The organism is Parvibacter caecicola (assembly GCF_003725335.1).
GTDB lineage: Bacteria > Actinomycetota > Coriobacteriia > Coriobacteriales > Eggerthellaceae > Parvibacter > Parvibacter caecicola.
In genome coordinates this window covers 64,228-90,286 of record NZ_QIBY01000003.1, presented here as the reverse complement: position 1 = coordinate 90,286, position 26,059 = coordinate 64,228, and the positions used below count along the sequence as shown (strand labels likewise).

Genomic DNA, 26,059 nt, shown 5'->3' with positions numbered 1-26,059 from the left:
TTAAGCCTCCTCGTAGTTGGGCAGCCAGCGCTTGAGCCGCTCGTCGTCGGGGGTGGAAATGATGGGGGTTCCATCTTCGGTGGCGCGGGGCACCGGGTCGCCATAAGGTGAGTTCTCCGGCGTTGCCTTGTACACCTTCACCAGATAGGCGCGAAGATTCGTGGAGCCGATGATGGGGTCTTGCACGTACTCGTCCACCATCACGTTGGCGTTGGACAAATCGAACCCGTGGGTGGGGGCGGGAAGTTCCGGATACCACCAGCCGTGATCGGCTTCAATGGTGCCCGGCTTGATGCCGTAGAATAGGTCGGCAACTTCCCGAATCTTGCCCTTGGGGCTTTCAATCCAGCACCAATCGCCTTGCTCGATGCCAAGCTCTTTGGCGGTTTCGGGGTTGATCTGGAAACAGGGGACGGGGCTTTGCTCGCGCAGCATCGGCACCTGTCGCCCTTCGGAGTGGAAGAACAAGGGGTTGCGACGGCCCGAGGTGAAGATGATGGGGTATTCCTGGTACAAGTCGGGGGTAGAGTAGGGGCTGTACTGGGGTTCGCGGGCAATCGGCCATTCTTCGCCGGGATGGTAGGTTTCCAGGACGGTAGAGAAAAGCTCGAATTTGGTCGTGGGGGTGCCGAACCCGGGAAGTCCGTCGGTGCGGATGTAGCCATTGATGTAGCGCCTGTAGTAACCGATGGGGCTCACTTCCCGTAGGTTCCACTGGCCGTGCTCTTGGTATTGTTGCACCGCGTCATCCCAGCTGCTGAACTCCAGCCGGCTGCCATTGTGCCCGGGCAGGTTCATGCCCATTACAACGGGGAGCACTTCCAGTTCGTGCATCTGCTGTGCGGTGGGGTACTCGCTGTCCAGCCATTCTTCGGGCCAGAAGGGGGGAGCGAACTCCTTCTTCGTGGGCCACCATCCCAGATTCAGGGCCTCGGCCACGCGGACGCACGTTGTGGCGTCCCATTCGGCTTCAGCGAGGGGCTCCACGCACGGCACCATGATGCCGTAGCCCTTCTCTGCTCCTTGGGAAGAGCGCACGCACCCGATTTCCAGGAAGTGCGCTGCCGGGGTAATGATGTCCGCCAACTCAATGGTGGGGCTGAACCACAGTTCGCTGCCCCAGTAGAAATCCAACGTCTTGTAAGCCTCCCAGTTCTTGGTGGCATTGGCGGCATGGAAGTGAGAGCCGGTATCGGAGATCATGCAGCGAATGGGGTAGGGGTTGCCGGTCAGGATCATGTCGGTGGCCGAAGTGGTGTCGTGGAAGTTCGCCGCGCCTTGGCACTTAGTGGCCCAGGGAAGCAGGGGGAATTTCTCCACGCCGGCAATTTTTTCCAACTCGTTTAGGGGCAGGCTGGGCTGGCCGAAGGGCACGCAGTACATGAAATAGTTGTGGTAGTTGCCGTCTTGACCGTGGCCGCCGCAGTTGCCGCCCACGTTGTCGACGTTGCCCATGAGGGCGGACAGAGCCAGGATTGAGCGGGTGGTTTGTATGGAGTTGGCGGCGTGTTCGGTGGGCAGGTTGTAGGAGATGCCGCCCAAGTTCGGCTCAGCGCAGTAGATGTCCACCGCCTGCCGCAGCTGATCTTCGGGAATGTCGCAGGTGGCGGCAACGGTTGCGGGGTCGTACTGTGACAGGTGGTCGCAATACTTCTGCCAAACCGGAACGGCTGTAACCGCGGTGCCGTCTTTGAGCGTTACGGTGAATTCTCCTTCAAGGGCCGGGTCTATCTGGAGCGGCAGGCCGGGGTCGATGACAAGGGTGCCGGTGTTATCCAGGCCCGCCGGCTGGAACTCCGTTGGGGCCAGGTATTCGGTCTCGCCTTCCCAAAGCGCAGTTTCGCTGTCGAAATAGATGGGCTTTCCTGTGGTGCTGTCCCACACCATGAAGCGCTTGGGGCTGCCGCCCTCTACTAGGTCGGCCTCGGTAAGGAGCTGCGTGCGCAGGTTCAGCGGATAGAATCCCACGCCGGTTTCATAGGGACAGTACTCCCAGGTGAATTCCGCCGGAGCCTTGTCTGCGACATAGAGGAAAGGCGCGTTAGTCCACTTTTTCACGAACAGCTGGTCATAGGTTTTCTTTTCGTTCACCAGCAGATTGATCATGCCCAAGGCGAGGAAGTCGTCGGTGCCGGGGCGCAGGTGCAACTGCAAGTCGGTCTCTTTGCCCAGGTTCTGAGTACGCGGCCCAACACAGATGGAGCGCTCGGCGAAATTATAGGCGTCAACTGTTACGCGGCAGGCGTTGTCGTAGTTGGAAACTTCCTGGTCGGATCCCCACTGGAAAAATACTTTGGGATGGTCGGAGAGGTTAATCCAATGAACACCCATGTAGGCGGTGATGGCTCCGGAGAACTCGCGGGGACCTTTGCAGATCTGCCCGGCAGTGTTGCCGATGTTGGAGGTTTGCAGGCCCTGCGATAGCCCTTCGATGCCGTAGGTGGTGATGCGGCTGGTGCCGTGAAGAATTTTCACCGTGTGGTTGCCGTATTTGTCGCGGCACTCCTGCACACCCTTCGCGATGGAGCTTATGGCCTCGTCCCAGCTGATGCGCACCCAGCCGGGGTCTTCGCCTTTGGGATTGGTGCGGCGCATCGGGTACTTCACGCGGTCGGGGTGGTAAAGCTGCTGCATGGCGGTGCGGCCCTTTACGCACAGATTGCCGCGGCTGGTGCAGGCGCTCTCGTCTCCAGAAATGCTTACCACGCGGCCGTTTTGGACAGTCACCCAGTTGGGACACTCCATTTTTCCGCAGGCACGGCAGAAGCTGCGAATCACCTTGGTTTCCCCTTTTGGCGAAGCGCCTGCTGGCGCTTCGCCAAACGCAGCCGACGCGGTGCCTCCCGCAACGGCCATCGCCGCACCCGTTGCGGCGGAAAGCTTAAGGAAGCTTCGACGGGCAAGATTGAGTCTTGTCATTTCTCCTCCTCTCGGTTTGGCCCCGAGGGCCAAGGCGGTTTTTGCCTTCTGGCAAATTGCCGTCCGCCTCGATTCGGAAAATACGCGGATCATTTGTCATAGGGAAACGAAATGAGGCAATGATGCGATGATATTCTGCCATCTTCCCATCAAGAAACGGAATAACGCCTGCTCAGAACATGGCGTCATTGCGAAAGGCTGTTTGATTCATGGTTAAAGAAAGGGCGAATCCGCGATACAATTAACCGGGGGACAATAGGGGCAATTGCAAGGGGTGCACATGAGAATAGAGCATCTGAGGGAGTTTCTCGAACTGGCTTATTGCCTAAACTTTACGCGGGCCGCTAAGAAATTGCAGATGACGCAGTCGGGCTTGAGCAAGCACATTCAGCTGTTGGAGAGCGAACTGAACGTGGTGCTGTTTGATCGCAGCGGGCAGCGGATAGAGCTTACCGAGGCCGGGCGATTGCTGTTTCAAGAGGCGTCTGCGCTTGTGGAAGCCCATGATGGCGTAGTCCGGAAAATGAGGTCTTTGGGGCATCGGGCAAATTGCGTCACCGTTGGAGGCATGGTTTACAACCCAACTGTTGCCGCATGGGCCGATAAGGCCGTCGCTGCGCTCGATTGCTCTGGCGAGGAAATTTCCCTCGTGTTTCGCAACGCCGTGACGCGGCCGCTCCAGGAGGCGTTAGAGTCGGGGGAGGTGGACGCGATTTTCACCATGCTTGATGCGGGGCAGCCCATGGCGTCATCCCTTGAGGTTGTTCCGCTGTTCCGGGACCCCCTGGTTTGCGTGGTGGCCCAGGGCCACCCCTTGGCCAATCGATCGACCATAAGCTGCCGCGACCTTTGCGAATGGACGCTCATAAAGCCTATGGGCACGTACCAGATCCTTGGCAATGCGGCTATTTCGTCGCTGCTGACAACTCATGAAATCATCAGCTCGACCCGTGTGGTGTTTTTGGAGTCCATAACGGATTTCCATACCATTGAGTTCGGCCGTGATGTTCTGCTTATGGAGAAGACGTTGGCCCAGTCCCGTCGTTTCCCCGAGGGGTATACCGTGCTGGATTTCTCGGATGAAGGAATGGCTCTTACGGTGAGCGCTTTGTTTCGGGCAGACGAGCGCGATCCCGCCATAATCACGTTCCACGATGCCCTCGCACAGCTTGCCCAGGGCGGGGCCCAGCTTTAAAGTTTTGCGGCCACGCATTTGCGCGCTCGTGCAAGCAAAACCCCAATTTTGTGACACGGCGCCCGCGCGCTTGTCGGAAGCGCTATGCTTGGCAGAGGCGCCCTTTCTCTCTAAGTGGGGAAGGGCCGCGAGGATAGCCGCTTCGCCGAACGCTCTCGGACTGCAGGTTCGCCGTCGGGGAGGATGCCTGATTGGCGGCGGCCCCGCTCATATTCCGTACCCGTGAGGGAGGACGAACATGGAAGCTGAAGCCATTGCCGCGCTGGTGAGCGAGCAGCGGCAGTTCTTTTTGACCGGCGCCACGTTGCCGGTGGAGTTTCGCCTGGAGGCGCTGCGCACTTTGCAGGCCTGGATTCGCGGCCACGAGCAGGAGATAAGCGCCGCTCTCAAGGCCGACCTGGGCAAAGGCGCCTACGAGTCCTACATGTGCGAAGTGGGCCTGGTGCAAAGCGAGCTGAGCTTCATGCTGCGTCATGTGGCCAGCTACGCGCGGCCGCGGCGGGTGCGCTCTTCCATCACCCAGCTGCCCGGCCGCAGCTACGTGCAGCCGTCGCCCTTTGGCACCGTGCTGGTGATGAGCCCCTGGAACTATCCCTTCATGCTGACGGTGGACCCGCTGATCGACGCTTTGGCGGCCGGCAACACCGCTGTGCTGAAGCCCAGCGACTATTCGCCCGCCACCAGCACCGTTATCGCCCAAATGGTGGCGGAGTGCTTCCCGCCCCAGTACGTGGCGGTGGTCACCGGCGGCCGCGCCGAGAACACCGCGCTGCTGGATCAGCCTTTCGACATGGTGTTTTTCACTGGCAGCCAAGAGGTGGGGAAGGTGGTGCTGCGCCATTGCGCCGAGCGGCTCACCCCCGCCACGCTGGAGCTAGGGGGCAAAAGCCCCTGCGTCGTGGACGAAACCGCCTCCATCCCGCTGGCGGCGCGGCGCATCGTGTTCGGAAAGTTCCTCAACTGCGGCCAAACCTGCGTGGCGCCGGACTACATTTTGGTGCACGAGAGCGTGAAGGGGCCGTTTCTGAAGGCGGTCATTGCCGAGGTGAAGCGGCAGTTCGGGGCGGATCCGCTGGAGAACCCCAACTATGGGCGCATTGTGAGCCAGCATCATTTCCAGCGGCTTTTGGGGCTTATCGACCCCGCCAAGGTGGTGATGGGCGGCCAGTCGAACCCGGCCACGCTGCAAATTGCCCCCACGGTGATGGAGGGGGTTTCCTTCGACGATGCGGTGATGGGGGAGGAGATTTTCGGCCCCATCATGCCCATCATCGCCTATAGCGATTTGGATGAGGAGCTGCAGCGACTGGCGTTGGGCCCCAGTCCTCTGGCGTTTTATCTGTTCACGTCCGATGGCGAGAAGGCGAAGCGCGTGATGGCCCGGGCCCGCTTCGGCGGCGGCTGCATCAACGATGTGGTGGTGCACCTGGCCAGCAGCCACATGGGATTCGGCGGCTTCAGCGCCAGCGGCATGGGGGCCTATCACGGGAAGGTGGGCTTCGACACCTTCAGCCACCGGAAGTCCATCGTGAACCAGGCAACGTGGGTGGACGTGCCCCTGCGCTACCAACCCTACGGGAAGCTGAACGAGCGGCTGATGCGCCTGGTGCTGCGCTAGCGGCGCTTCTCGATGCGCATGGTGACAATCGAGGAGGCCAGCCCCACGGCGGAAAACGCCACCAGCAGCAACAGCACGGGGGTAAGGCCCACAGCATCGCCCACCATGCCCAGCAGCGGCGACACCACGCCGCCCACCGCCACCGCAACGCCGAAGGAAAGCCCCGAGGCCATGCCCAGGTGGGCCGGCAGATAGCTTTGGCTCAAAGCCACCGCCGGCGGGTTGAAGATGTTGGTGCCCACTGCGATCAGCATCAGCATCGCGATGCACAGCGGCAGGTTATGGCAGAAGACGAACACCAGCATCGCGGCCCCTATCAGGCAAAAGCCCCCTACCATGAGGGCGGGGATGCTCACCTTGTGAGAGGCGAGGCCGGAAAGCGCCGTGGCCACCGCGCCTGCCAACGAGAACACGGTGATGAGGGCCGAGGCGAACCCTTGCTCCACTCCGAAGGTGCCGATGATGAACAAGGGCATGAAGCTGGTGACGCCGTAGAACACGATGGAGCGTACCGAGAGGGCTCCCATCACCACAGAGAAGGCGCCCCAGCGGTCGCGGGCCACTTGCGCCCCTTCGGCCGCTTGTTCCCGCAGCCCGAAGGAGAGAAAACGCCGGTTGAAGGCCAAAAGCACCGCCGCATAAGGCAGGCAAAAGGCCAGGTAAACCAGCGTGCCCGCCAGCCCGAAGGCGTTGATGGCGGCAACGGTGATGATGGGCCCCAGGCAAAAGCCCACCTGGCCGCCCACGGAGAACACCGACATGCTGACAGCTTTGTCGGTGCCGCCCACCAGGTTGGCCAGGCGGCCGCCTTCCGGATGCAGCATGGCGTTGCCGATGCCGCTTATCAGGGCCGCCAGCACGATGAGCCAGTAGGTTTTCAAAAGGCCGATGGCGGCAATGCCTCCGCCGGCCAGCACCACGCCCAGCGCCATCAGCCAGGGGCGCGCCTTTTTGTCGCCTAGCCAACCGAACAGCGGCTGTATGACGGCAGAAGCGATGTTGGAAGCCAGCACCAGCAGCGTGGCCTGGGCGTAGGAAAGCCCTCCGTCCAGCACCAGAAAGGGCAGCACGGCGGCCAGCCCCGCTTGGGCCGCGTCCACGCAGATATGGCCGCCCATCAACAGATAGGGCAGCCGGTTGGGAAGGGTTGTTCTCGATTCAGCCATGCCGCCCATTGTATGACTGTCGCCAACGGCAAGAGGGGAGAATGACGCAGACGGAAGAGCGGGCTGCGGCGCAGTGTCGGCTGCTGGAGTTCGGGTTTTTGGGAATCGGGGCGAGTTGGAAGTTAGCGGCAAAAGGGGAGAATTGCCTGGTAAGCCTCTATAAGTTGGTCCAATGAGGTGGCGGCGTTGGCGGGGCTGGTGGAGGGAAGGCGGGTGGCGGGCATTCCCGCGGCCGCCTCGCAGCGTTTGGCGTAGAGCTCGGCCGCCTTGGCCCCGGTGCAAAACACCGCCTGGATGGGGGCCTTCCCCAAAAGCCAGCCGATGTCGTTGGGCACGCAGTCGGCGATGGAGCCGTCGGAGGCGCCCTTGATGGTGCACTCCGCCAGCACGTCCCACAGGGCAATGCCGTGGCGCAGCGCCAGGGCGCGTTTCTCGCTGTTACTCGCTGGCAGCGGCTCGTCAAACAGCGCCGCCATCACTTTCCAGAAACGGTTTTGCGGGTGGTTGTAGTAGAAGCCGGTTTCGCGGGATTTCGGCGAGGGCATGGTGCCCAGGATGAGCACCGACGATTGCTCGTCGAACACCGGCTCCAAGGGATGCACTACCCGATGGGCTGCTGCGGGTGCCTTCCAGCCGTCTTCCGGCTGCGGCTCGCGCGGGGCGGCGTCGATGCCGGCGGCCTTGCGGGGCCCTTGCTCTTGGGCCATTTGGCCCCGCGCCCGCTCGGCCGCCTCGTTGGAAAGCGCTTCCAGTTCCTGGTCGAGCGCCGAGGGGATGCCGAACAGCGTGCGGCGGGAGGAGAACACCCGCGGGCTCTTGCCGCTGTTCTCCGCCGCCAGCACGTCGCCAATCAGCTCCCAGTTCTTGTCTTCCCGCGTGCCCATGGCTGCCCTTTCGCGCCAGTGGCTTACGCCGTGGTTTTCACGGCGCCCTTTTCGCAGCGGTTGCCCCACGAGTCGATGATGTCGCGGTCGCGGTACACGCAAATCACTTCGCAATGGTTGGCGCACTTCTGGCACTCAATTTCGCGGGTTTTGAAATCGAAGTCCTGCACCGCCTCGAAGTCGAAGCTGCCGCTGGCGAAGGGCCCGCTCTCGGCGTTGCGCACCGGGCCCGCGTCCGCCGCCAGCAGCGCCGCGCCGTAGGCGCCCATCAGGTGCCCGTCTGGGTCTACTGCCACCGGCATGCCCAGCTGCTTCTCGAAGGCGTCCACCACGCCGGCGTTCTTCGACACGCCGCCCTGGAACACCACCGGCGCCAGAATCTTCTTGCCCTTGCCCACGTTGTTCAGGTAGTTGGAGGCTACCGCGTGGCACAGGCCGGCGATGATGTCCTCGCGGGCGTAGCCCACCTGAATCTTGTGCACCAGGTCGGACTCGGCGAACACGGTGCAGCGGGCCGCGATGTTGGCGGGCTTTTCAGAGGTGAGGGCGATGTCGCCGAACTCCTCCACCTCAACCCCCAGCCGGTGCGCCTGGCTGGAAAGGAACGAGCCAGTGCCGGCGGCGCACAGGGTGTTCATGGCGTAGTCCACTGCGATGCCGTCCGCCACGCAGATGATTTTGGAGTCTTGCCCGCCAATTTCCAAGATGGTGCGCACGTCCGGGTGCAGATGGGTGGTGCCCACCGCATGGGCGGTGATCTCGTTTTTGATCACCGATGCCCCCAGCATGGCTCCCACCAGCCGTCGCGCGCTGCCGGTGGTGCCGGCGCCCACGATTTCCAGCGCTTCGCCGCCTTCCGCCTGGGCCGCGTCCAGCTGCTCCTTCAGCTGGCGCGCCACCCGTTTGCTGGCCTCGGTGGGGTTGCCCTCCGTCCACAGGTAGCTGCGGGCCACGATGTTGCGGTCTTCGTCGATCACCACGCCCTTGGTGGAGATGGACCCAATGTCAATGCCCAAATAGGCTTCCTTCATCGCAAGGTTCCTTTCTGCTTCTTCATGGCCAGCATGTCGTAGAAGGCCTCCAGCCGCGTGTCCAGGCCGGTGTCGCTGGTCTGCGCGTCGTAGGTGAGGTACAAGATGGGAATGGAGTAGTCTTCCGCGATGCGCATCAGCACCGGTTCGCAGTCGATTTCCGGCGTGCAGCCGGCCGACTTCGCGTGCACCAGCCCATCGAACCCGTCCGCCGCGTACTTTTTGGCGGCCACGATGGTGATGGTGGAGGTGGGGCCCATGTCGTAGCTGATGTAGTCGCGGGCCGATTGCCGCAGGTTGGGCTCGTTGTAGCGCACGAAGCGGTTGGTGAGGTTCATCATGCGATGCACCTCCACCCCCATGGCCAGCAGCTTCTTGTCCAGGTTCAAATTCGAGCGCGGGTCGATGGCGGTGAACATCTCGCCCACGATGCCGATACGGATGGGGTTCTCCGGCTTGTCCAGCGGAATGGCCCGCATCCGCTCCATGCCGCGGGCGTGGGCCTCCTGGATGCTTTTCTCGTCGGTGGCGGCGCTCATGGCGTCCAGGTAGGCGGCCCAGGCCTGGTCGAAGGCGCCCGGTTCCCGCTCAAAGCCGGCATTGGCCAGGTAAAAGTCGTAGGCGCTGTCCACGTGGGCCACCATATGGGTAAGGGGAATTAGCTTCAACGCCGCTTTCGGCACGTTGATGTCTGGGTTCACTTGGCGCAGGCACTCGCGGGTCCAGCCCACGGCGCTGTTCACGTCCAGGCCGTTGGAGAAGTTAAGCATGCTGAAATTGTCGTAGCCCATTTCCCGCAGGATGGACTCCTGCAGCTCGCCGTAGTAGCCCAGCCGACATGGCCCGCAGAACTGCACCACCACGTTGGCCCCCAGCTCCAGCGCGTCCACGAAGTCGCCCAGGATGTGCTTGAAGGGAGTGCACACGTAATCGGTGGAGTTTTGGGTGCCCACTTCCTCGGTGCGCCGCGTGGGGGGCGGCAGCGGCAGGTACTCGGCGTTGAGCACCTGCTCGGTGAAGTATTTGAAGCAGGGGTCGTAGTAGGCGTAGCGGAAAAACGCCACTCGGTTGGGACTATGGCGCTTGTCTTTCTTCGGCTTGTCCTTCTTGCGCGGCAAAAGCGGGCTGCGCCGTTTCTCGCTGCTCACGGCGATGCGCCACTGCAGCGATTCGGGGGCCTTCGCGTCGCCCGCTTCGAAATTTTCCCGCTTACGGGGCGGGCTGCTGAGGAAGGGCTTGCGGTCGCCGTCGTTACTCATGCAGGTAGCCTCCCTTCTTGTGGAATTGCAGGATGTCCATGAAGCTCTCCACGCGGGTTTGGATGCCGGCGGTGCCGTTTTGGGCATCTATCAGCAGGTTAAGGATGGGGGTGCCCTCGATACAGCGCATGATGGCGTCGTCGGTCATGGAGTCGGGGCCGCAGGGGAAGGCGCTGATCAGTACGATGCCGTCGATTTTGTCCTGCAGGCTTAAGATAGAGCCGATCAGTTCGCGGTTGATCACCCACGGCATGGTGGTGGTGAATTCGAAGCTCTTTTTGAATGCCCGTGCCTTGTCGGTTTCGTCGGCGAACAGCACGATGGCGCCGGCCTCTTTCAGGGCGTCCAGCACCGGGTCGGCCATGAAGGGGTCGTGGCCGATGTAGGGGTGCGCCACCACTAAGATGGTGATGGGGGCGTCGCCGGTGTTGTGGCGCAGGCGCTTGATGTCCTTCAGCGCGGTTTCCTGGTTTTTCGCCCACAGCTCGTCGGTGGCCTTTTGCGCCTTGCGGGCGGCTTTGTAGGCCCGCTTGGCTTCCTTTGTGCTGAAGCCCAGGCGCTTGCCCAGGTCAACGTAGGCGTCTTCCACTTCCCGCTCGTTGTCCAGGTGTTCCACCAGCAGGCTGATCACCGGTAGGTTCTTGTCGCGGAACGTGTTGGCGGCCATGTCGGGGGCGCTTTGGTATTTGGTGCAGAATCCCACGCGCGGCGAAGCGCTGGCGTAGGATGGGATGAACACGGCGTCGCAGCGGCCGATCAGGTTGGCCACCGCCCCCATGAACACCTTGGACGCCAGGCAGCTTTCGTCGCTGGACACCTCTTCGCCCGCCTGTAAAATGGCGCGATCGGTGGGGTCGCTCACCACCACCTGAAGCCCCAGGCTGCGGAAGAACGTCTCCCACAGGGTGCTGTAGCGGTAGTACAGCAACGCCCGCGGCAGCCCCACTACTTTCACGTGGGCCGCATCGTTCAAAACGGCCATCTTTCACCTCTTTTCGATTTGCGTAAACCTTCCATATGATAGATGTTGAGCAAACAACATTTCTGCGAAAGCCTTGCAAGGTTGACAATAGCCGCCCAAGCGGCGCCGTTGTGCAGTTGGCACCGAAAGGGGAGGTGCGCTTGCCGTCCGCTGGTCGATTCCGGCCGCGCGCGGTTTGCGCCTTCGGGGCGGTGCGGCTATGATAGATGTTGTTTCGTCAACATCTTGAAAGGGCGGCGATGGAAAATCGCTTCGACACATTTACCAGCTCCATCTTGGAACTCAACCGCATTGTGCAGCGGGTGAAAGACTGCGAGATGAAGAAGCTGGGGCTGAAGGGGGCCCATGCCATGGTGCTCTATCAGCTGGGGCGGGCGCCGGAGGGGCTGTCGGCTGTGCAGCTCACCGACCGCTGCCGCGAGGACAAGGCCGCCATTTCCCGGGCGCTTTCTCAGCTTATGACTAAGGGGCTGGTGCGCAAGACGGCGCCCGAAACAGGGCGCGCCTACCGTACGCCGTTCTTCCTCACTGAGACGGGAGCCCAGGTGGTGGCCCAGCTGAATGCCCGCATCGATGCGCTGTTCGCGAAGGGCGGCAGCCTGCTGAGCCCCCGTCAGCGGGCCGATTTTTACGAGGCTTTAGAGCTGGTGGTGCGCGGCGCCGAGCAGTGCGTGGCCGATGTCTGCCCCGAGCCTTGCCGCAAAGGCTCCTGCTAGCGGCGCTGTTGTAAGCACCTTGAAAGGAAATCCCTCATGACCAAAACCCTTCTCGTCACCGATTCCGCTTCCGACATCCCGCAGGGCGCTTCTGGCATTTGCGTGGTACCGCTGGAGGTCACCTTCGGTAGTGACACCTTCCAAGACGGGGTGGACCTCAACCATCGGCAGTTTTACGAGCGGCTGATTGAATCTGACCAGCTGCCCACCACCAGCATGATTCCGCCGGCCCGTTTCGCCGCCGCTTTCGAAGAGGGGCTGGCCCAGGCCGATGAGCTTTTGGTGGTAACCCTTTCCAGCAAGCTGTCCGGTACCTACGAAAGCGCGCTGGCGGCCGCCGCCGTGTATCCGGGGCGCGTGCACGTGGTGGACAGCCTGAACGCCTGCATCGGCGAGGCGGTGGTGGTGCGGCGGGCGCGCCAGCTGCTGGATGAGGGCATGGGCGCGGCGGCGGTGGCGGCCCAATTGCAGCAAGAGCGGCACCAAGTGCGGCTGGTGGCGCTGCTGGGCACGCTGGAGTACCTGCGCAAAGGCGGCCGCCTGAACGCCGCGGCCGCCGTGATGGGGGAGGTGCTGGCCATCAAGCCGGTCATCTCCATCGAGGAGGGCGAAGTGGCGGTGCTGGGGAAGGCCCGTGGCTCCAAAAACGGCGCCAACTTGCTGAAGAAGCAGATTCTTGTCGCCGGCGGCGTGGATTTCTCCCGCCCCTACATGGTGGGCTACACGGGGCTTTCCGACGGGCTTCTGCAGAAGTACATCGCCGACCACGGCGATTTGTGGGAAACGGAAACCCATCAGCTGCCGCAGGGAAGCGTGGGGGCCACCATCGGCACCCATGTGGGCCCCGACGCCATAGCCGTGGCCTTCTTCGCCCAAGACTAGCCCCGTCCCGATGCGACTGCCGTGGTTGCATATCGTCTGGCTTTTCGTAGGGCAGAGATAGAATCTCTGCCTAAGATGCGACTGCGTTCTGCCCAGTTTTCGTAGGGCAGACATTCTATGTCTGCCTAAGGTGCGACTGCGGCTGGGCTTTAGGTAGAGATAAAATCTCTGCCCTACGAAGGACGGGCGGTCGCGCCGCCGTTGCAGACGTGGCACCCCCCGCGTCGCCATTGCCGATGGGGCGCCCCGCGCTGTGCCGCCTTCGCCGATGGGGCGCGCCCGGGGCGCCGCGCCGCGCCGTCAGGTGCGCCCCGCTCCGCTACCATGGTGCCCGTTCAACCCTAACGAAGGAGCCCCCATGGATTGCAGCGAAGAGCGCTACCTGAAGCAGCTTTCCCGTCTTTACCCCACGCAGGCCGCCGCCGCGGCCGAGATCATGAATCTCAGCGCCATCTTGAACCTGCCCAAGGGCACGGACTTCTATTGTTCCGACATCCACGGCGAATATGAGGCCTTCTCCCACATTCTGCGCAACGGCTCCGGTTCCATCCGGCTGAAAATCGACGACGTGTTCGGCGACGAGCTGGGCGACGAGGAAAAGCGCGCCCTGGCCACTCTCATTTACTACCCGCGCGAGAAGACGGAAATTTGCCTGGCCCAAGAGCCGGACGCCATGGCCTGGTACATGCGGATGGTGCCGCAGCTGGTGGCGGTGGCGAAGCGGGCCGCCCAGAAGTACACCCGCGCCTACGTGCGCCGTTGCCTGCCGCCGACCTTCGCCACGCTGATGGAAGAGCTGATGGCCGAAGACGGCCTGGGGATGGACAAGCAGGCCTATCGTCGCGCCCTGGTGCGCTCGGCGGTGGAGTCGGGGCAGGGGCCCGCGCTGGTGGAGGCGCTGGGCAACCTGGTGCAGCGGCTGGCCATCAACCAGCTCTACATCTTGGGCGACATCTACGACCGCGGCCCGGCCCCCCACGTGATCATGGATGCGCTGACGGAATTCCCCAGCTTGGACATCCAGTGGGGCAACCACGACATCGTGTGGATGGGGGCCTCGCTGGGGCAGCGGGGCTGCATCGCCCACGTGGTGCGCAACTGCGCCCGTTACGGCAACCTGTCCATTCTGGAAGACGCCTACGGCATCAACATCTTGCCGCTGGCCCGCTTCGCCATGAGCACCTACGCCCAAGACCCGTGCACTGCCTTCGCCCTGAAGGGCAGCCCCGCCATCTCCGACGCCGAGCGGGAGATGTGCGAGAAAATCCAGAAGGCCATGGCCGTCATCCAGTTCAAGGTGGAGGGCCATCTGATCGACGCCTATCCCGAGTTCGCCATGGAAGACCGCAAGCTGCTGTCGCAGGTGAACCCGCAGGCCGGCACCGTGGTGGTGGACGGAGTGGAATACCCACTGCTGGACACTCATTTCCCCACGGTGGATTGGAGCGACCCCTACCGCCTCACCCCCGAGGAAGAAGCCATCATGCAGCGTCTTGAACAGGCGTTTTGCCACTGCGAGAAGCTGCAGCGGCACATGCGCTTTTTGCTGGATCACGGCGCCCTGTACAAGGTGCACAACGGCAACCTGCTGTTCCACGCCTGCGTGCCGCTGAACCCCGACGGCAGCCTGAAGGCGGTAAACGTGTTCGGCGAAACCGTGGCGGGGCGCGCCCTGTACGATTGCCTGGACGCCCACGTGCGCAACGCCTTTTTCAGCAGCGACGAAGAGGAGCGACGCCGCGGCCGCGACCTTCTGTGGTACCTGTGGCTGGGGGAGGGCTCGCCGTTGTTCGCCAAGAGCAAGATGGCCACCTTCGAGCTGTACCTGGTGGCCGACAAGGCCGCCCGCAAAGAGGTGAAAAACCCCTTCTACCAGCTGCTGGAGCAGCCAGAGGTGATTGACGGCATCTTCCGCGATTTTGGTATGGACCCGGCCAATTCCCGCATCGTGTGCGGCCACGTGCCGGTGAAGGCCAAAGACGGCGAAGACCCGGTGAAGTGCGGCGGCAAGGTGCTCATGATCGACGGCGGCTTCTCCGAGGCCTACCAGCCCACCACCGGCATTGCTGGCTACACCCTCATTTCCAACTCCTATGGCTTCATTCTGGCGGCCCATCAGCCGCTGGGGTCGCGGGAAGACGCGGTGCTGCACGAGTGCGACATCCACTCGTCGCGGCGCGTGGTGGAGCGGGTAGACCGCCGCACGCTGGTGGCCGATACCGACCGCGGCCGCGAGCTTGCCGCCCAGGTGGAGGAGTTGAAGGCGCTGCTGGAGGCTTACCGCACCGGACGCCTGAAGGAGCGCGCCTAACGCCGCGGTTGCGCCCTGTGCTATGCTTGAGCGCTGCATTTGCTAACTGCGCGGAAAGAGGCGTTTGTGAACATAACGGTGTATTGCGGGTCGGCCATGGGCGACAGCCCCGCCATTGTGGAGGCGGCCCGCCAGCTGGGGCAATGGATTGGCGAAAGCGGCAACCGCTTGGTGTACGGCGGCAGCTCGGTGGGGCTGATGGGGGTGGTGTCCCGCGCGGCGCTGGAAGCCGGCGCTGAGGTGGACGGCGTGGAGCCGCAGTTTTTCATCGACGCCGGAGTTGAGCAGCACCATCTCACCAACCTCTTTGTGGTGGAAACCATGGCCGAGCGCAAAACCATGATGATCGGTCTGGGGGACGTGTTCGTGGCGTTGCCGGGCGGCGTGGGCACGCTGGAGGAAATCAGCGAAATCCTCACCCGCGTGCGGCTGGACATGGGTCCTCACGAGTGCTTCTTCCTGAACGTGGACGGCTTCTACGATCCGCTCATCAAGATGCTGGAATCCATGATTGTCCACGGCTTCTTCGATGAAGCCGACATGGAGCGCACTCATTTTCCCGGCACGGTGGAAGAGCTGGCGCGCCTGGTGGCCCACTCCCAAGAGCACCCGCCCACCCGCAAAGGCGGTGCCTTCCTGGCCCAATTCGGCTAGGATCATGACAGGGGACGGGGATAACGTCAGGTTTCTGGGGGGGTGGGCCGACCCGACAGGCCTGCGCTCGACGCTCCGTACGAGGGGAACTAACTCGCCCTGGCGGGCGAGTGGATTTCCCCTCTGCTCCGCTTGGCCGGACCTCGCTCCGACCCGCCGGGTCGGCCCAGCCAAGATGCCATCGCTGGTCGAATTCGTAGGGCAGAGATTCTATCTCTGCCTAAACGGACGGCCCGTGTAGGGTTGCGGCTTCAGGCCGAGATAGAATCTCTGCCCTACGAAAATGCTCTGATCCGAGCCGTCGCCAAAAGCACAACGGGCCTGTCGGGTCGGACCACCCAGGATGCTATTGCAGGTCCGGACCTGACGTTATCCCCGTCCCCTGTTACGCTTCCTCGGCTAGCAGGCGGCCGAGGGTGGCGAAGTCTTCTTCCAGGGCGGTGCGTTTGCTGCGGTCGTATAAGGCGGCGGCGGGGTGGTATACCGGGAACACCTGGAACTTGCCCGCCTGGGCCAGTTTGCCGTGCAGCCGTGTGATGCCCACATCGGTTTTCAGGATGAACTTCGTGGAGAAATTCCCCAGCGTCACGATGAAGTTCGGCGAGATGGTGCGGGTTTGCTCCCGCAGGTAGGGGGTGCAGGCTTCAATCTCTTCCGGGCGTGGGTCGCGGTTTCCCGGCGGGCGGCACTTCAGCACGTTGGCGATGAACACGTCTTCGCGCGCCAGCTCCGCCATCGCCAAAAGCTCATCCAGGTACTTGCCGGCAGCCCCCACGAAAGGGCGCCCCTGCAGATCCTCGTTCTTGCCCGGCGCTTCGCCCACAATCATCACGCGGGCCTCGGGGTTGCCTTCGCCGAACACGATATGGGTGCGCCCCTCGCACAAGGGGCAGCGGCGGCAGCTTTCCACCGACGTGCGAATTTCTTCAAGTGGGATATGGGGTTTCGGCATCATGGGCTCCTAGTGGTACAGCCGCGGCATGCGGGAGGTTCCGAAATCGATGCACACCTCGTGGGGGATGGTGTTCAGCAGTTCGCACATGCCCTCCACCGTGCACACGTTGTCGCCATCACCGCCGATGATGGTCACCACGTCGCCGATGGCCGGCTCGCGCCGTTCCCGCAGGCCGTGGGCGTAGGGGTCCATCTCAAACATGCACTGGTCCATGCAGATGTTGCCCACCTGCTGCATCAGGGCGCCGTTGTACAAAAAGCGCACGCGGCTGGAGAGGCTGCGGCGCAGGCCGTCGGCGTAACCGATGGGGATGGTGCAAATTTTCGTGTGGGCACCGCGGCTGCGGTAGTGCAGCCCGTAGCTCACGCCGTCGCTCAGGGGCACGGTGCGCACGTCGCTGATGCGGGCGTATACGCTCATGGCCGGCTTCAGGTCGATCGTGGTGAGGGTTTCGGGGCAGGGATAGAAGCCGTAGAGGCTGATGCCCAGCCGCACCATGTCGAAGTGCACGTCGGGGAAACGGATGGCGGCGGCGGAGTTGGCGGCATGCACGATGCCCGGGTCCACGCCGGCCATGCGCAGCGCCGAGAGCGCCTCCAAAAAGCGCTTCGTCTGAATTTGGAAGTCAAGTGTTTGGGTGCAGTCGGCGGTGGCGAAATGGGTGAAGGTGCCCACCAGCTCAAGGGCTCGGTGGAAGCCCACCTGGTGCATGAACTCGGCCGCCTGGTCCCAGCGCACGCCGATGCGATTCATGCCGGTGTTCACCGCCAGGTGAAACGGCGCGGAGATGCCAAAGGCATCGGCAGCTTCAGCGTAGGCGATGGCAAAGTCGGCAGTGTAAATAGCCGGCATCACCTTGTAGCCCAAAAGCAGCGGAATGGCCTCGGCCGGCGGTTGCGACAGTACCAAGATGGGCGCGCCGATCAGCGCTTCCCGCAGCTCGATGGCCTCGTCAACCGTGGCAACGCCCAGGTAGTCGGCACCGGAGTTCAGGGCCATCTTCGCCACCGGCACTGCGCCGTGGCCGTAGGCATCCGCCTTCACCACGGCCATCAGCCGCACTCCGTGGGCCAGCCGGTTGCGCACCGCCTGGGTGTTGTGGCGAATGGCGGAAAGGTCCACCTCCACCCATGCCCAGCGGCGGTCCGCTTCGGGGATGCGGGCCAGCTTTTCCGGGTCGAAGGTAAGGCCGCTGTCGCGGGACGACACCGGGGCGGCGAACTTCAGCGCAGCCGAACGATGGGCGCTGCCGCGATGGGCGTTGGCATCATCGGCGCCGCTGCCCAGTCCGGAGGTAAACGCCTGCGCCTGGGCCAGCGTCTGGCGCGCTTGCTGCACGGGGTCGTTTTTGGCGGCCTGGGCGGCAATTTCCGCCTTGCGGATGGCGTCTTTGGCCGATACGAAGCCGGGGTTATGCCTGCCGAAACCGGTGAAGCCGTTTATCTGAGAATCCATGAACCGTCCAATCCTGTTGCACTTTGGCAGAAAGTATAGCGCGAAGTGCCCCGCACCGCCGCGCCGACTCGGCATGGGAGACAAAGGGACAACTCTAATGACTCATGTGTGTTTCTGGAGGGTGGGCCGGTTGGACGGGGCTGCGCTCGACGCGTCGTCGCGCCGAGCCTGTAGTCTCGGCACTCCTTTGGCTTAACCGGACCTCGCTCCGCCCCGCCCAACCGGCCCAGCCAGGATGCACCGCAGGTCGAATTCGTAGGGCAGAGATTCTATCTCTGCCTTTGCGTTTTCGGAGCAGGGGGGCGCCCTGCGGTTTCGCAAACCCTATGCCAGGGCCAGTTGGATGTAGGAGACGGCGCAGCAGATGGCGAAGGCCGCCACCACAACAGCCATGGTGATGTTGGCGCCGCGCGGCCCTGCCTTTCCAAGGCCCTTGCAGATGAGCGGCCACATCACCCACACGTAGAACATGGCCACCAGCCCGATGACAAAATCGTTCACCAGCCATGCTTGGCCAAACACATTCAGCGGCAGCTTCGAGTTGTCCCAATAAGGGTAGTTGCCCATTTGATCTGGCTGGTTCACCAGCCACCCAATCACCAGCTCCAGCAGCATGGCCAGCAGCACGGCGTACAGCAGGGTTTCCAAAAACGCCCCCCACATGGTTTTGCGCCGCACAATGATGACTTCCTTGAAGGGCTCAATGAGGAAGGTCATGGCCATGGCGCCGAATCCGTACACCCAGTAAGGGTGGTACCAGGGGTCGGTCCATACGGCGTAGTCGGGATCGACGATGCCGAAAAAGTAGTTCATGAACATGCAGTAGGGAATCTCCAGCCAATGGCCCACGATGCATCCTACGCAAAACGCCACCACGATGGCGCGCCAAAACGGCCAGGTTCTGAAAGCGGCGAACCCCACTTCGTTTTTGGCGGTTATCTTGTGCGTGTGCGTTTTCATTGCCAGCCCTCTCTCCTCGCGCCTTGCATGCGGCTTCGAGGAAACCAAGAAAAACGTAGCGCTGATGCGGCCGTTGCGGGGCGGTGGCGGAGGCTTTTTGACTCATCGTTGCTGGGTTGTTGCCGTGCGGGATGAGGGGGGGGGCGGCGGTTATTCCGCCGTTGGCTCGAACTGCAGTGCCACTACGCGAGCGGTGAATTCGTTGCGCCGGCCCACGCCGGCTTTCCGGTAAATGCGGCAGGCGGTTTGCCGAACCGAATCGTGGGAAACTCCCAGGTCGCTGGCGATGGTCGAGAACGCGTCCCCTTTGATGATGCGCTGGGCTACGCGGCCTTCCGCATGGGTGAGCCCCAGTTGATTCCAACAATCAAGTAAACCGCGGCGGTTCGGGTCTTTCGGGGCTGTCTGCTGGGGGTCAAGGGAGGCGGAGACTGGAGTGGCGGCAGCTCGCGGCCCCAGTGCCCCCGCGGGGGTGATGGGCTGGCGGCAGCTGATTGGAGCGTCCGCGGGGAAGGCTGCATCGGCGTTTTCGCAGGCAATTGGGCGAGCGGCGCGAGGGGCCTCTGAGGCGTCGGCCAGGGCGTTGCGCTTTTGCGCCGAAATGAGTTCGGTACGGCGCACAAGGGCGTGGACGGTGGCGCCGGAAATAAGTCCAATCATGAGGGAGCCCAGCGTGGCTGCAGCTATTGATGTGAAGGATGCGTTGCTGAGGCGGCCCATGGTTTCTCCGTTCCCTGGAAGGTGGGTAGTGGGGGACCGCGCTCGGGCGGCCCGGTGGAGCGGGTGCCGTTCGGGAGCCGCAAAAATAACGCAGCACAGCGATGCGACGGAAGAACGGAAGAGCGGAAGAACGGAAGTGCAGAAGTGCAAATGCTTCAAAAGCGAGTGATTTACTTAGCATAAAGGAGTTTTGACTGATTTAGGTTGAGATTATCGAAAAAATCTAACGCATATTCATATCCAATAATGTCTCTGACTCAATTTATAGGTAGAGGATGCGTTTTGGAATCTTCGCGCAAGGCCTTCTCGGCCGAGTTCCTCGGCACTTCCATTGTATTCTTGAAGAGATATAATGCCGCTATTCAAAAATCGCGGGCAGCGCAGCAGCACCCCGCATGAGAAGGAGGTCTTTCCGTGGCCGAAATGATTTCTCTGGAAGAAGCTCGCAGCTTAGTGCTTTCTGCCGTTTTCCCTCTCGGGGAAGAGGTGGTGCCGCTACTGGAATCCTGCGGCCGTGTGGCCTGCGCCCCATTGAGCAGTGACATCGATATTTCTCCCTTCGCGCATTCTGCCATGGACGGTTTTGCCTTGCGCGCATCCCAAATTGCCAGCGCCACCGAAGCGGCCCCGGTGCCTTTGAAGGTGATTGCCGAAGAGGCGGCCGGCGAGGTGTTTGAAGGCCCCATCGGCGAAGGGGAGTGCGTGCGCATCATGACCGGGGCGCCGCTGCCCGCCGATGCCGACAGCGTGGTGAAGTATGAGATTGTGGAGGTGCTGGAGGGCGACGGAAAGCCCGGTAGCACCGTAGCCTTTGCTGCTCCCACCGAGCGGGGCTCCAATGTGCGGCAGGCGGGCGAAGAGGCGCGCGCCGGCGACGTGGTCATTCAGCCCGGCGATGTAATCGGCACGGCGGGCGTGGGCTTTCTGGCCAGCTGCGGCATCTTGGACGTGCCGGTGCACCGTCGCCCCGTGGTGGGGATTTTGGCCATCGGCAGCGAGCTCGTGCAGCCGCCCGCTGTTCCCACTCCCGGCAAAATCCGCAACTCCAACAGTTACGCCATGGCAGCTTGCGCTCAAGCTGCCGGTGCCGTTCCCCGCGTGTATCCCATTGTCGAGGACACTTTCGAGGCCCTCTGCGCGGCCATCACCGCCGCCACCGCCGAGTGCGATTTCGTGCTCACCACCGGCGGCGCCTCTAATGGCGACTTCGACTTCATCAAGCCGGTGGTGGAATCGCTGGGCACATTGCTCATGACCACGGTGAACATTCGTCCCGGCAAGGCTCAAACCTTCGGCGTCGTGAACGACACGCCGGTGTTTGGCCTGCCCGGCAACCCGGCCGCCGCCTACGTGGGCTTTGAGCTACTGGTGCGCCCGGCGCTGCGACGCATGCAGGGTTTCGCCCATGTTCAGCACATGAGCGTTCAGGCGCGCCTGGCCAAAGACGTGCGCAAACGCGATCCGCGCCGCATCTTCCTCCGCTCCACTATTACCCGCTGCCCCGACGGCGGCTTTGAGGTGATGCCGGACAAAAACCAAAGCTCGGGGCTGTTCGGTCCTATCCAGCGCTCGAACTGCCTGGCCGTCATGCCGGAGGGGCTGGAATCGAAACAGACGGGCGACCTTATCGAGTGCCTGCTTTTGGGCGTGCCCGAGGATTTGGGCCTGTAGAAAGGAAGGGCCATGAGCGCCATCACATTTGCCATCGTCACCTGTTCGGACACGCGCCAGCTTTCCGAAGACGCCGCCGGCTACGCGCTGGAGCGGCTGATCGGGCAAGCCGGCTGGCAGTGCGCTTCCCATGTGATCGTGAAAGACGAGCAGGAGCAGATTTCCGCGGCCATCGTGGAAGCGGCCGACGCCTTGAAGGTGGACGTGGTGCTCACCTGCGGCGGCAGCGGGCTTTCGCTGCGCGATGTAACCCCCGAGGCCACCCGCGCCGTGTGCGACCGGGAAGTGCCGGGTATCGCCGAGGGCATGCGCGCCCACTCCATGAAAATCACCCCGTACGCCATGCTGTCCCGTGCCCTGTGCATGCAGCGGGGCCGCACGCTGGTGCTCAACCTGCCCGGTTCCACCAAGGCGGCCACCGAAAACTGGGAAGGAGTGGCGGGCGTCATCCCCCACGCCGTAAAGATGATGGCCGGCGGCGGCCACTGATACCGCCGCCCTGAGACAAAGGGACAACCCTAATGTCTCATTTTGAAAAATGAGACATTAGGGTTGTCCCTTTGTCTCATGCCTCATGTTGAGGCTACTTCACGATTTTCTGCAAAAAGCTTTTGCGCTGGAACACCGCTAGCAGGGCGATGGTGGAGATGACGAACAGCGCCAGCAGCAGCGCCCACATAGGCGCCCACTGAAGGCCGGGGATTACCTCCAGGTTCATGCCGAACCAACCGGTGATCAGGGTGAGCGGCGCGAACAGCACTGTTACCACCGTGAGGATCTGCATGATGGCGTTTTGGCGCAGATCAATGCGGGTTTGATACAGCTCCCGCAGCTGCCCACTGTACTCGTTCACCGTTTCAGCGCGGTCCACCAGGCGGTCGGCCATGGCGGATGCGTGGTCGAAGGCGTCCGCCTCCTCTTTTGGCAGAATTTTGTTCTCGTTGTCCGCAAGTATGGATGCCATGGAGGCCAATTGCTGGTAATAAGTGAGGAAGCGCATCGACAGACGCCGGTAGCCCATGATCACCGTGGTGGTGCTTTTGCTCTGGTTGGCGAGCATTTCCTCTTCCATCGACTCCATTGAGTCCTCCAGCTTTCCCAGCCACACCAGGTCGTCTACCATCAGGTTTTTGAAGAACATGTATAGGCAATGGGCAGTGGTCATCCGCCGCATGATGCCGGATTTTCCCAGCTCGGCCAAGATGTCGGCCGCGAAGGTGCCGTCGTCCACGAACACCAGGCTTTCGCGGTCCATGTAAAAGGCGAACAGATCGGGGTCGGAAGGGATGAGGCAGGTACTGGCCATCTTGGTGTCGCATTTCGCCGGCACCGCGAATGAGCCTAACGTGAAGTTAGAGAACACCTCAATGAAGCTGCTTTCGGCGTGCTGGATTTCCCGTAATGCCTCTTTGGCTTCCTCCGGGATGGTTTTCATGGCTTCAAATTCGGCGGAGGTGAGCACTTCCACAATGGGAGAGAGCCCTGCATAGGGAGTATTTGCGTCGATGAGGGCCAGGTGCCCCTTCAGTTCGTAGCGTATGGCCACGGCCCCTCCCTTCCGCGTGCTTTCTGATTATTCAAGGGTACAGAACCTGCCATCGGTGCAGGGAAAAGGGGCGTTTTCTGTTGACCGCGTGTAAACAGCTCTCCAGGTAAGCGCGGCGCGGGCCGGTGGTTATACTACGCTCTCGTTTATCGTGCAAAAAGCTGCGGAAATTGCCGGTGCGCGCGGGCTTGGGGGAGGTCTGGCGGGCGGGGACGCAGCGGGTGGGCGAGCGCGCCCCATAAGAGGAAGAGACGGCACATGTATGAAATTGTGAGCGTTGAGCAACTGAATTCCGAAGTGACTCGCATGTGCGTGCGGGCGCCGGAGGTGGCTCGCAAGATTCTACCGGGCCAGTTCATCATGCTGCGCATCGACGAATACGGGGAGCGCATTCCCCTCACCATGAACTCCGCCGACCCCGAAGCGGGCACGGTCACCATCGTGTTCCAGGCGGTGGGGGCCACCACCATGGAGCTGGCCACCATGCGCCCCGGCGAGGCGCTGCTGGATTTCGTAGGGCCGCTGGGCAATCCCACCGAGCTAGAAGGCTCGAAGCGCGCCTGCGTCATCGGCGGCGGCCTGGGCACCGCCATCGCCTACCCGCAGGCCCGTTGGCTTTCCGAGCATGGCTGCGAAGTGGATGTGATCACCGGTTTCCGCAACAAAGACCTGGTGCTTCTGCAAGACGAGATTGAGGAAGTGGCCGCCCGCAGTATCGTGATGACCGACGACGGCAGCAACGGCAACAAGGGCGTGGTAACCGAGCCGCTGCGCCAGTGGATTGAAGAGGGCGCCGGTTACGACTTGGTGCTGGCGGTGGGCCCCATCATCATGATGAAGTTCGTGGCCAAGACCACCGCCGAGTTCGGCATCAAAACGCTGGTGTCCCTGAACCCCATCATGATCGACGGCACCGGCATGTGCGGCGGCTGCCGTGTGAAGGTGGGGGACGAATACCTGCACGCTTGTGTGGACGGCCCCGACTTCGATGGCCACCTGGTGGATTACGACGACGCTATTCGCCGCGGCGTGATGTACCAAAGCTACGAGAGCACCGCCAAGAAAACCGCCGCTCGCCAGATAAGCGAGGCGCGGGACTGCGATGTGGTGGCGGCCCGCGCCGCCCGTGCCGGTCGCGAAGAGGCCCGGCGCCAGGCGCGGGCGTCGCGGCCCGCTCACATAGAGTTCGACAGCGAAACCGAGGACAAACTGGCCGCCATGGATCCCGCTTCCGCCGCAAAGGTGCGGGCGGCGCTGGTGGCTTCTCTTGCCCGCGAAGAGGCGGCGCGCGCGGCGCAGTTTGCCGAGAACGCCGGCGCCAGCCTGGAAGTTTACGGAGAGGAGGAGTAGCCCCATGGCCAAGTTGGTGAATTACAACCGTCAGAACTTCAAAACTCCCATGCCGGTGCTCGATCCCCTTGAGCGGGCCCACACGTTTTCGGAAGTGACGCTGGGCTATAGCGCCGATCAGGCGGTGAACGAGGCGCGTCGTTGCATCCAGTGTGAGTCGCGCCCCTGTGTTGCCGGCTGCCCCGTGGGGGTGCCGGTGCGCGAGTTCGTGGCCCTCATCGCCCGCCGCGATTTCGCCGCTGCTTACGCCGCAGTGAAAGACGCCAACGCCCTGCCGGCCATCTGCGGGCGTGTGTGCCCGCAGGAAACCCAATGCGAAGGGGTGTGCATGCGCGGCCGCAAGGGCGAGCCGGTGGGCATCGGCCGCCTTGAGCGCTTCATCGCCGACTGGGCCGCCGAGCACCCGCAAGAGGCGGCGCGCGCCCTGGCCGACCGCCGGCTGGAACGGGCTCGCATCCAGGCAAACCCCGAGCGCTTGGAAGAGCTGGAGCGGGAGAACAAGGCGCTGGGCGGCAAGGCGGTGCCCGTCATTCCTGCCGGCACCGACCTTTCCGGCCGCAAAGTGGCGGTGGTGGGTTCGGGCCCTGCGTCGCTCACCTGCGCCGGCGAGCTTGCCAAGGTGAACGCCGACGTGACGGTGTTCGAAGCGCTGCACGCAGTGGGCGGTGTGCTCACCTACGGCATCCCCGAGTTCCGCCTTCCCAAAGAGCTGGTGGCCCGCGAAGTGGCCGCCATCGAGGAAGCGGGCGTGAAGTTCGAGCTGAACCAAGTGGTGGGTAAGATCTGCGACATCGGCGAACTGATGGAGCAGGGCTTCGAGGCAGTGTTCGTGGCAACGGGCGCCGGCTTGCCCAGCTATCTGGGCATCGAAGGGGAGGGGCTTAACGGCGTGTGCGTGGCCAACGAGCTGCTCACCCGCGTGAACCTCATGAAGGCCTACCGTTTTCCTGAATACGAAACGCCGGTGTATGCTGGGCAGAAGTGCGTGGTGGTGGGCGGTGGCAACGTGGCCATGGACGCCGCCCGCACCGCCAAGCGGCTGGGGGCCGACGTGACGGTGGTGTATCGTCGCGGCCGCGAGGAGATGCCCGCCCGCCATGAGGAGATTCGCCATGCCGAAGAAGAGGGCATTGTGTTTTGCAACCTTACCAACCCGGTGCGGCTCATCGGCGATGAGAAGGGGTGGCTGTCCGGTGTGGAAGTGGTGGACATGACCTTGGGCGAACCGGACGAATCCGGCCGTCGCCGCCCGCAGGAAGTGTCGGGGTCGAACCATGTGATCGACTGCGACATGTTCGTCATTTCTATCGGCAACCGCACTAATCCACTGATTGGCCAAACCACCCCGGGGTTGGAAACCACCCCGCGCAATCTTATTGTGGTGGACGAGGAAACCGGTGCCACCTCGGTGCCCGGCGTATTTGCCGGGGGCGACGCGGTGAGCGGGGCTGCCACGGTTATCTTGGCCATGGGGGCCGGCAAACGGGCGGCGGCCGGCATTGCCGCCTATCTCTCGCCCCAGCCGGCGGCAGTGTCGCTCGCGGAAGCCGAAGAGGCCACCCGTCAGTTTGAGGCGGCGGGGGAGGCCCTGGCTCAGGAGGCGGTGGATTCTGTGCAGCTGAGGGGCGTGCCCGCAGCCGCCCAAGCGGCGGCCGAAGCGGAAGCGGCCCTGGCCAGCGCACTTATGGACGTAGGGGTGAACCCGGAGGTGGCCGCCAAAGCTGCTGCCTACGTGGTGCGCAACTCATAAAGGATGTGATGGCGCCTCTGTTGCGGGGGACAGCG

21 protein-coding genes are annotated in these 26,059 nt (G+C 62.8%); 10 read left to right on the top strand and 11 right to left on the bottom strand.

Translation table 11 applies throughout. The features are described from left to right. A complete protein-coding gene (locus DMP11_RS03525) occupies window positions 1-2,919 on the bottom strand; it encodes a molybdopterin-containing oxidoreductase family protein (protein WP_161555280.1) in 2,919 nt (972 codons plus the stop codon). Window positions 2,920-3,199: 280 nt separating this feature from the next. Here DMP11_RS03525 and DMP11_RS03520 point away from each other — a divergent pair, with 280 nt between their 5' ends. Both DMP11_RS03520 and DMP11_RS03515 read left to right on the top strand, forming a co-directional pair. Continuing rightward, on the top strand, window positions 3,200-4,114 hold the full coding sequence (locus tag DMP11_RS03520; RefSeq protein WP_123185124.1) for a LysR family transcriptional regulator: 915 nt from the start codon (window positions 3,200-3,202) through the stop codon (window positions 4,112-4,114). 238 nt (window positions 4,115-4,352) lie between these two features. Beyond that, on the top strand, window positions 4,353-5,732 hold the full coding sequence (locus DMP11_RS03515; protein WP_123185123.1) for an aldehyde dehydrogenase: 1,380 nt from the start codon (window positions 4,353-4,355) through the stop codon (window positions 5,730-5,732). On the opposite strand, the gene DMP11_RS03510 is transcribed toward DMP11_RS03515, so the two are convergent. The 5 genes from DMP11_RS03510 to DMP11_RS03490 all read right to left on the bottom strand — a co-directional run bounded on the left by DMP11_RS03510 (window position 5,729) and on the right by DMP11_RS03490 (window position 11,054). Beyond that, a complete protein-coding gene (locus DMP11_RS03510) occupies window positions 5,729-6,898 on the bottom strand; it encodes an MFS transporter (protein WP_161555279.1) in 1,170 nt (389 codons plus the stop codon). The genes DMP11_RS03515 and DMP11_RS03510 overlap by 4 nt on opposite strands. Before the next feature lie 122 nt (window positions 6,899-7,020). After that, entirely contained in the window at window positions 7,021-7,782 is a 762-nt protein-coding gene (locus DMP11_RS10635; RefSeq protein WP_306811813.1) for a DNA-deoxyinosine glycosylase, read from the bottom strand. A 23-nt stretch (window positions 7,783-7,805) separates the two neighbouring features. Next, complete coding sequence (locus tag DMP11_RS03500) at window positions 7,806-8,813, bottom strand: acyl-CoA dehydratase activase (RefSeq protein WP_123185121.1); 1,008 nt, start codon at window positions 8,811-8,813, stop codon at window positions 7,806-7,808. Then, a complete protein-coding gene (locus DMP11_RS03495; protein ID WP_214647025.1) occupies window positions 8,810-10,072 on the bottom strand; it encodes a hypothetical protein in 1,263 nt (420 codons plus the stop codon). Before DMP11_RS03495 ends, DMP11_RS03500 begins: the two co-directional genes overlap by 4 nt. Next, window positions 10,065-11,054 carry an acyl-CoA dehydratase activase-related protein gene (locus tag DMP11_RS03490; protein ID WP_123185120.1) on the bottom strand — a complete coding sequence of 330 codons (990 nt, stop codon included), beginning with the start codon at window positions 11,052-11,054 and terminating at the stop codon, window positions 10,065-10,067. Before DMP11_RS03490 ends, DMP11_RS03495 begins: the two co-directional genes overlap by 8 nt. 239 nt (window positions 11,055-11,293) lie before the next feature. Between DMP11_RS03490 and DMP11_RS03485 the strand changes: the two genes are divergently transcribed. The 4 genes from DMP11_RS03485 to DMP11_RS03470 all read left to right on the top strand — a co-directional run bounded on the left by DMP11_RS03485 (window position 11,294) and on the right by DMP11_RS03470 (window position 15,617). Then, a complete protein-coding gene (locus tag DMP11_RS03485; protein ID WP_161555278.1) occupies window positions 11,294-11,770 on the top strand; it encodes a MarR family winged helix-turn-helix transcriptional regulator in 477 nt (158 codons plus the stop codon). Window positions 11,771-11,806: 36 nt separating this feature from the next. Beyond that, window positions 11,807-12,652, top strand: a complete 846-nt coding sequence (locus DMP11_RS03480; RefSeq protein WP_123185118.1) for a DegV family protein — start codon at window positions 11,807-11,809, stop codon at window positions 12,650-12,652. A 358-nt stretch (window positions 12,653-13,010) separates the two neighbouring features. Beyond that, a complete protein-coding gene (locus tag DMP11_RS03475; RefSeq protein ID WP_123185117.1) occupies window positions 13,011-14,963 on the top strand; it encodes a fructose-1,6-bisphosphatase in 1,953 nt (650 codons plus the stop codon). Between the two features lie 66 nt (window positions 14,964-15,029). Next, window positions 15,030-15,617, top strand: coding sequence for an LOG family protein (locus DMP11_RS03470; RefSeq protein WP_123185116.1), 588 nt, complete (start codon window positions 15,030-15,032; stop codon window positions 15,615-15,617). Window positions 15,618-16,002: 385 nt separating this feature from the next. Here the strand turns inward: DMP11_RS03470 and DMP11_RS03465 are convergent, their stop codons facing one another. From DMP11_RS03465 to DMP11_RS03450, 4 genes are all read right to left on the bottom strand, one after another. Then, window positions 16,003-16,572, bottom strand: a complete 570-nt coding sequence (locus DMP11_RS03465; protein WP_214647026.1) for a uracil-DNA glycosylase — start codon at window positions 16,570-16,572, stop codon at window positions 16,003-16,005. A gap of 6 nt (window positions 16,573-16,578) precedes the next feature. Continuing rightward, window positions 16,579-18,027, bottom strand: a complete 1,449-nt coding sequence (gene alr / locus DMP11_RS03460; protein WP_123185114.1) for an alanine racemase — start codon at window positions 18,025-18,027, stop codon at window positions 16,579-16,581. Window positions 18,028-18,351: 324 nt separating this feature from the next. Further along, window positions 18,352-18,987: a putative ABC transporter permease gene (locus DMP11_RS03455; RefSeq protein ID WP_123185113.1), complete on the bottom strand. Its 636-nt coding sequence runs from the start codon at window positions 18,985-18,987 to the stop codon at window positions 18,352-18,354. 150 nt (window positions 18,988-19,137) lie between these two features. Continuing rightward, complete coding sequence (locus tag DMP11_RS03450) at window positions 19,138-19,707, bottom strand: helix-turn-helix transcriptional regulator (protein WP_123185112.1); 570 nt, start codon at window positions 19,705-19,707, stop codon at window positions 19,138-19,140. 423 nt (window positions 19,708-20,130) lie between these two features. Between DMP11_RS03450 and DMP11_RS03445 the strand changes: the two genes are divergently transcribed. Both DMP11_RS03445 and DMP11_RS03440 read left to right on the top strand, forming a co-directional pair. Next, window positions 20,131-21,378, top strand: a complete 1,248-nt coding sequence (locus tag DMP11_RS03445) for a molybdopterin molybdotransferase MoeA (protein ID WP_194950497.1) — start codon at window positions 20,131-20,133, stop codon at window positions 21,376-21,378. A gap of 12 nt (window positions 21,379-21,390) precedes the next feature. Next, the gene (locus DMP11_RS03440; protein WP_123185110.1) at window positions 21,391-21,867 is read left to right on the top strand and encodes a MogA/MoaB family molybdenum cofactor biosynthesis protein; all 477 of its coding nucleotides are present in this window, start codon (window positions 21,391-21,393) and stop codon (window positions 21,865-21,867) included. A gap of 94 nt (window positions 21,868-21,961) precedes the next feature. On the opposite strand, the gene DMP11_RS03435 is transcribed toward DMP11_RS03440, so the two are convergent. Next, entirely contained in the window at window positions 21,962-22,924 is a 963-nt protein-coding gene (locus tag DMP11_RS03435) for a CorA family divalent cation transporter (RefSeq protein WP_123185109.1), read from the bottom strand. Between the two features lie 258 nt (window positions 22,925-23,182). On the opposite strand from DMP11_RS03435, the gene DMP11_RS03430 reads away from it, so the two are divergent. Together DMP11_RS03430 and gltA are read left to right on the top strand one after the other, a co-directional pair. Further along, a complete protein-coding gene (locus DMP11_RS03430; protein WP_214647027.1) occupies window positions 23,183-24,274 on the top strand; it encodes a sulfide/dihydroorotate dehydrogenase-like FAD/NAD-binding protein in 1,092 nt (363 codons plus the stop codon). Between the two features lie 4 nt (window positions 24,275-24,278). After that, complete coding sequence (gene gltA / locus DMP11_RS03425; protein WP_123185108.1) at window positions 24,279-26,024, top strand: NADPH-dependent glutamate synthase; 1,746 nt, start codon at window positions 24,279-24,281, stop codon at window positions 26,022-26,024. Window positions 26,025-26,059: the final 35 nt, after the last annotated feature.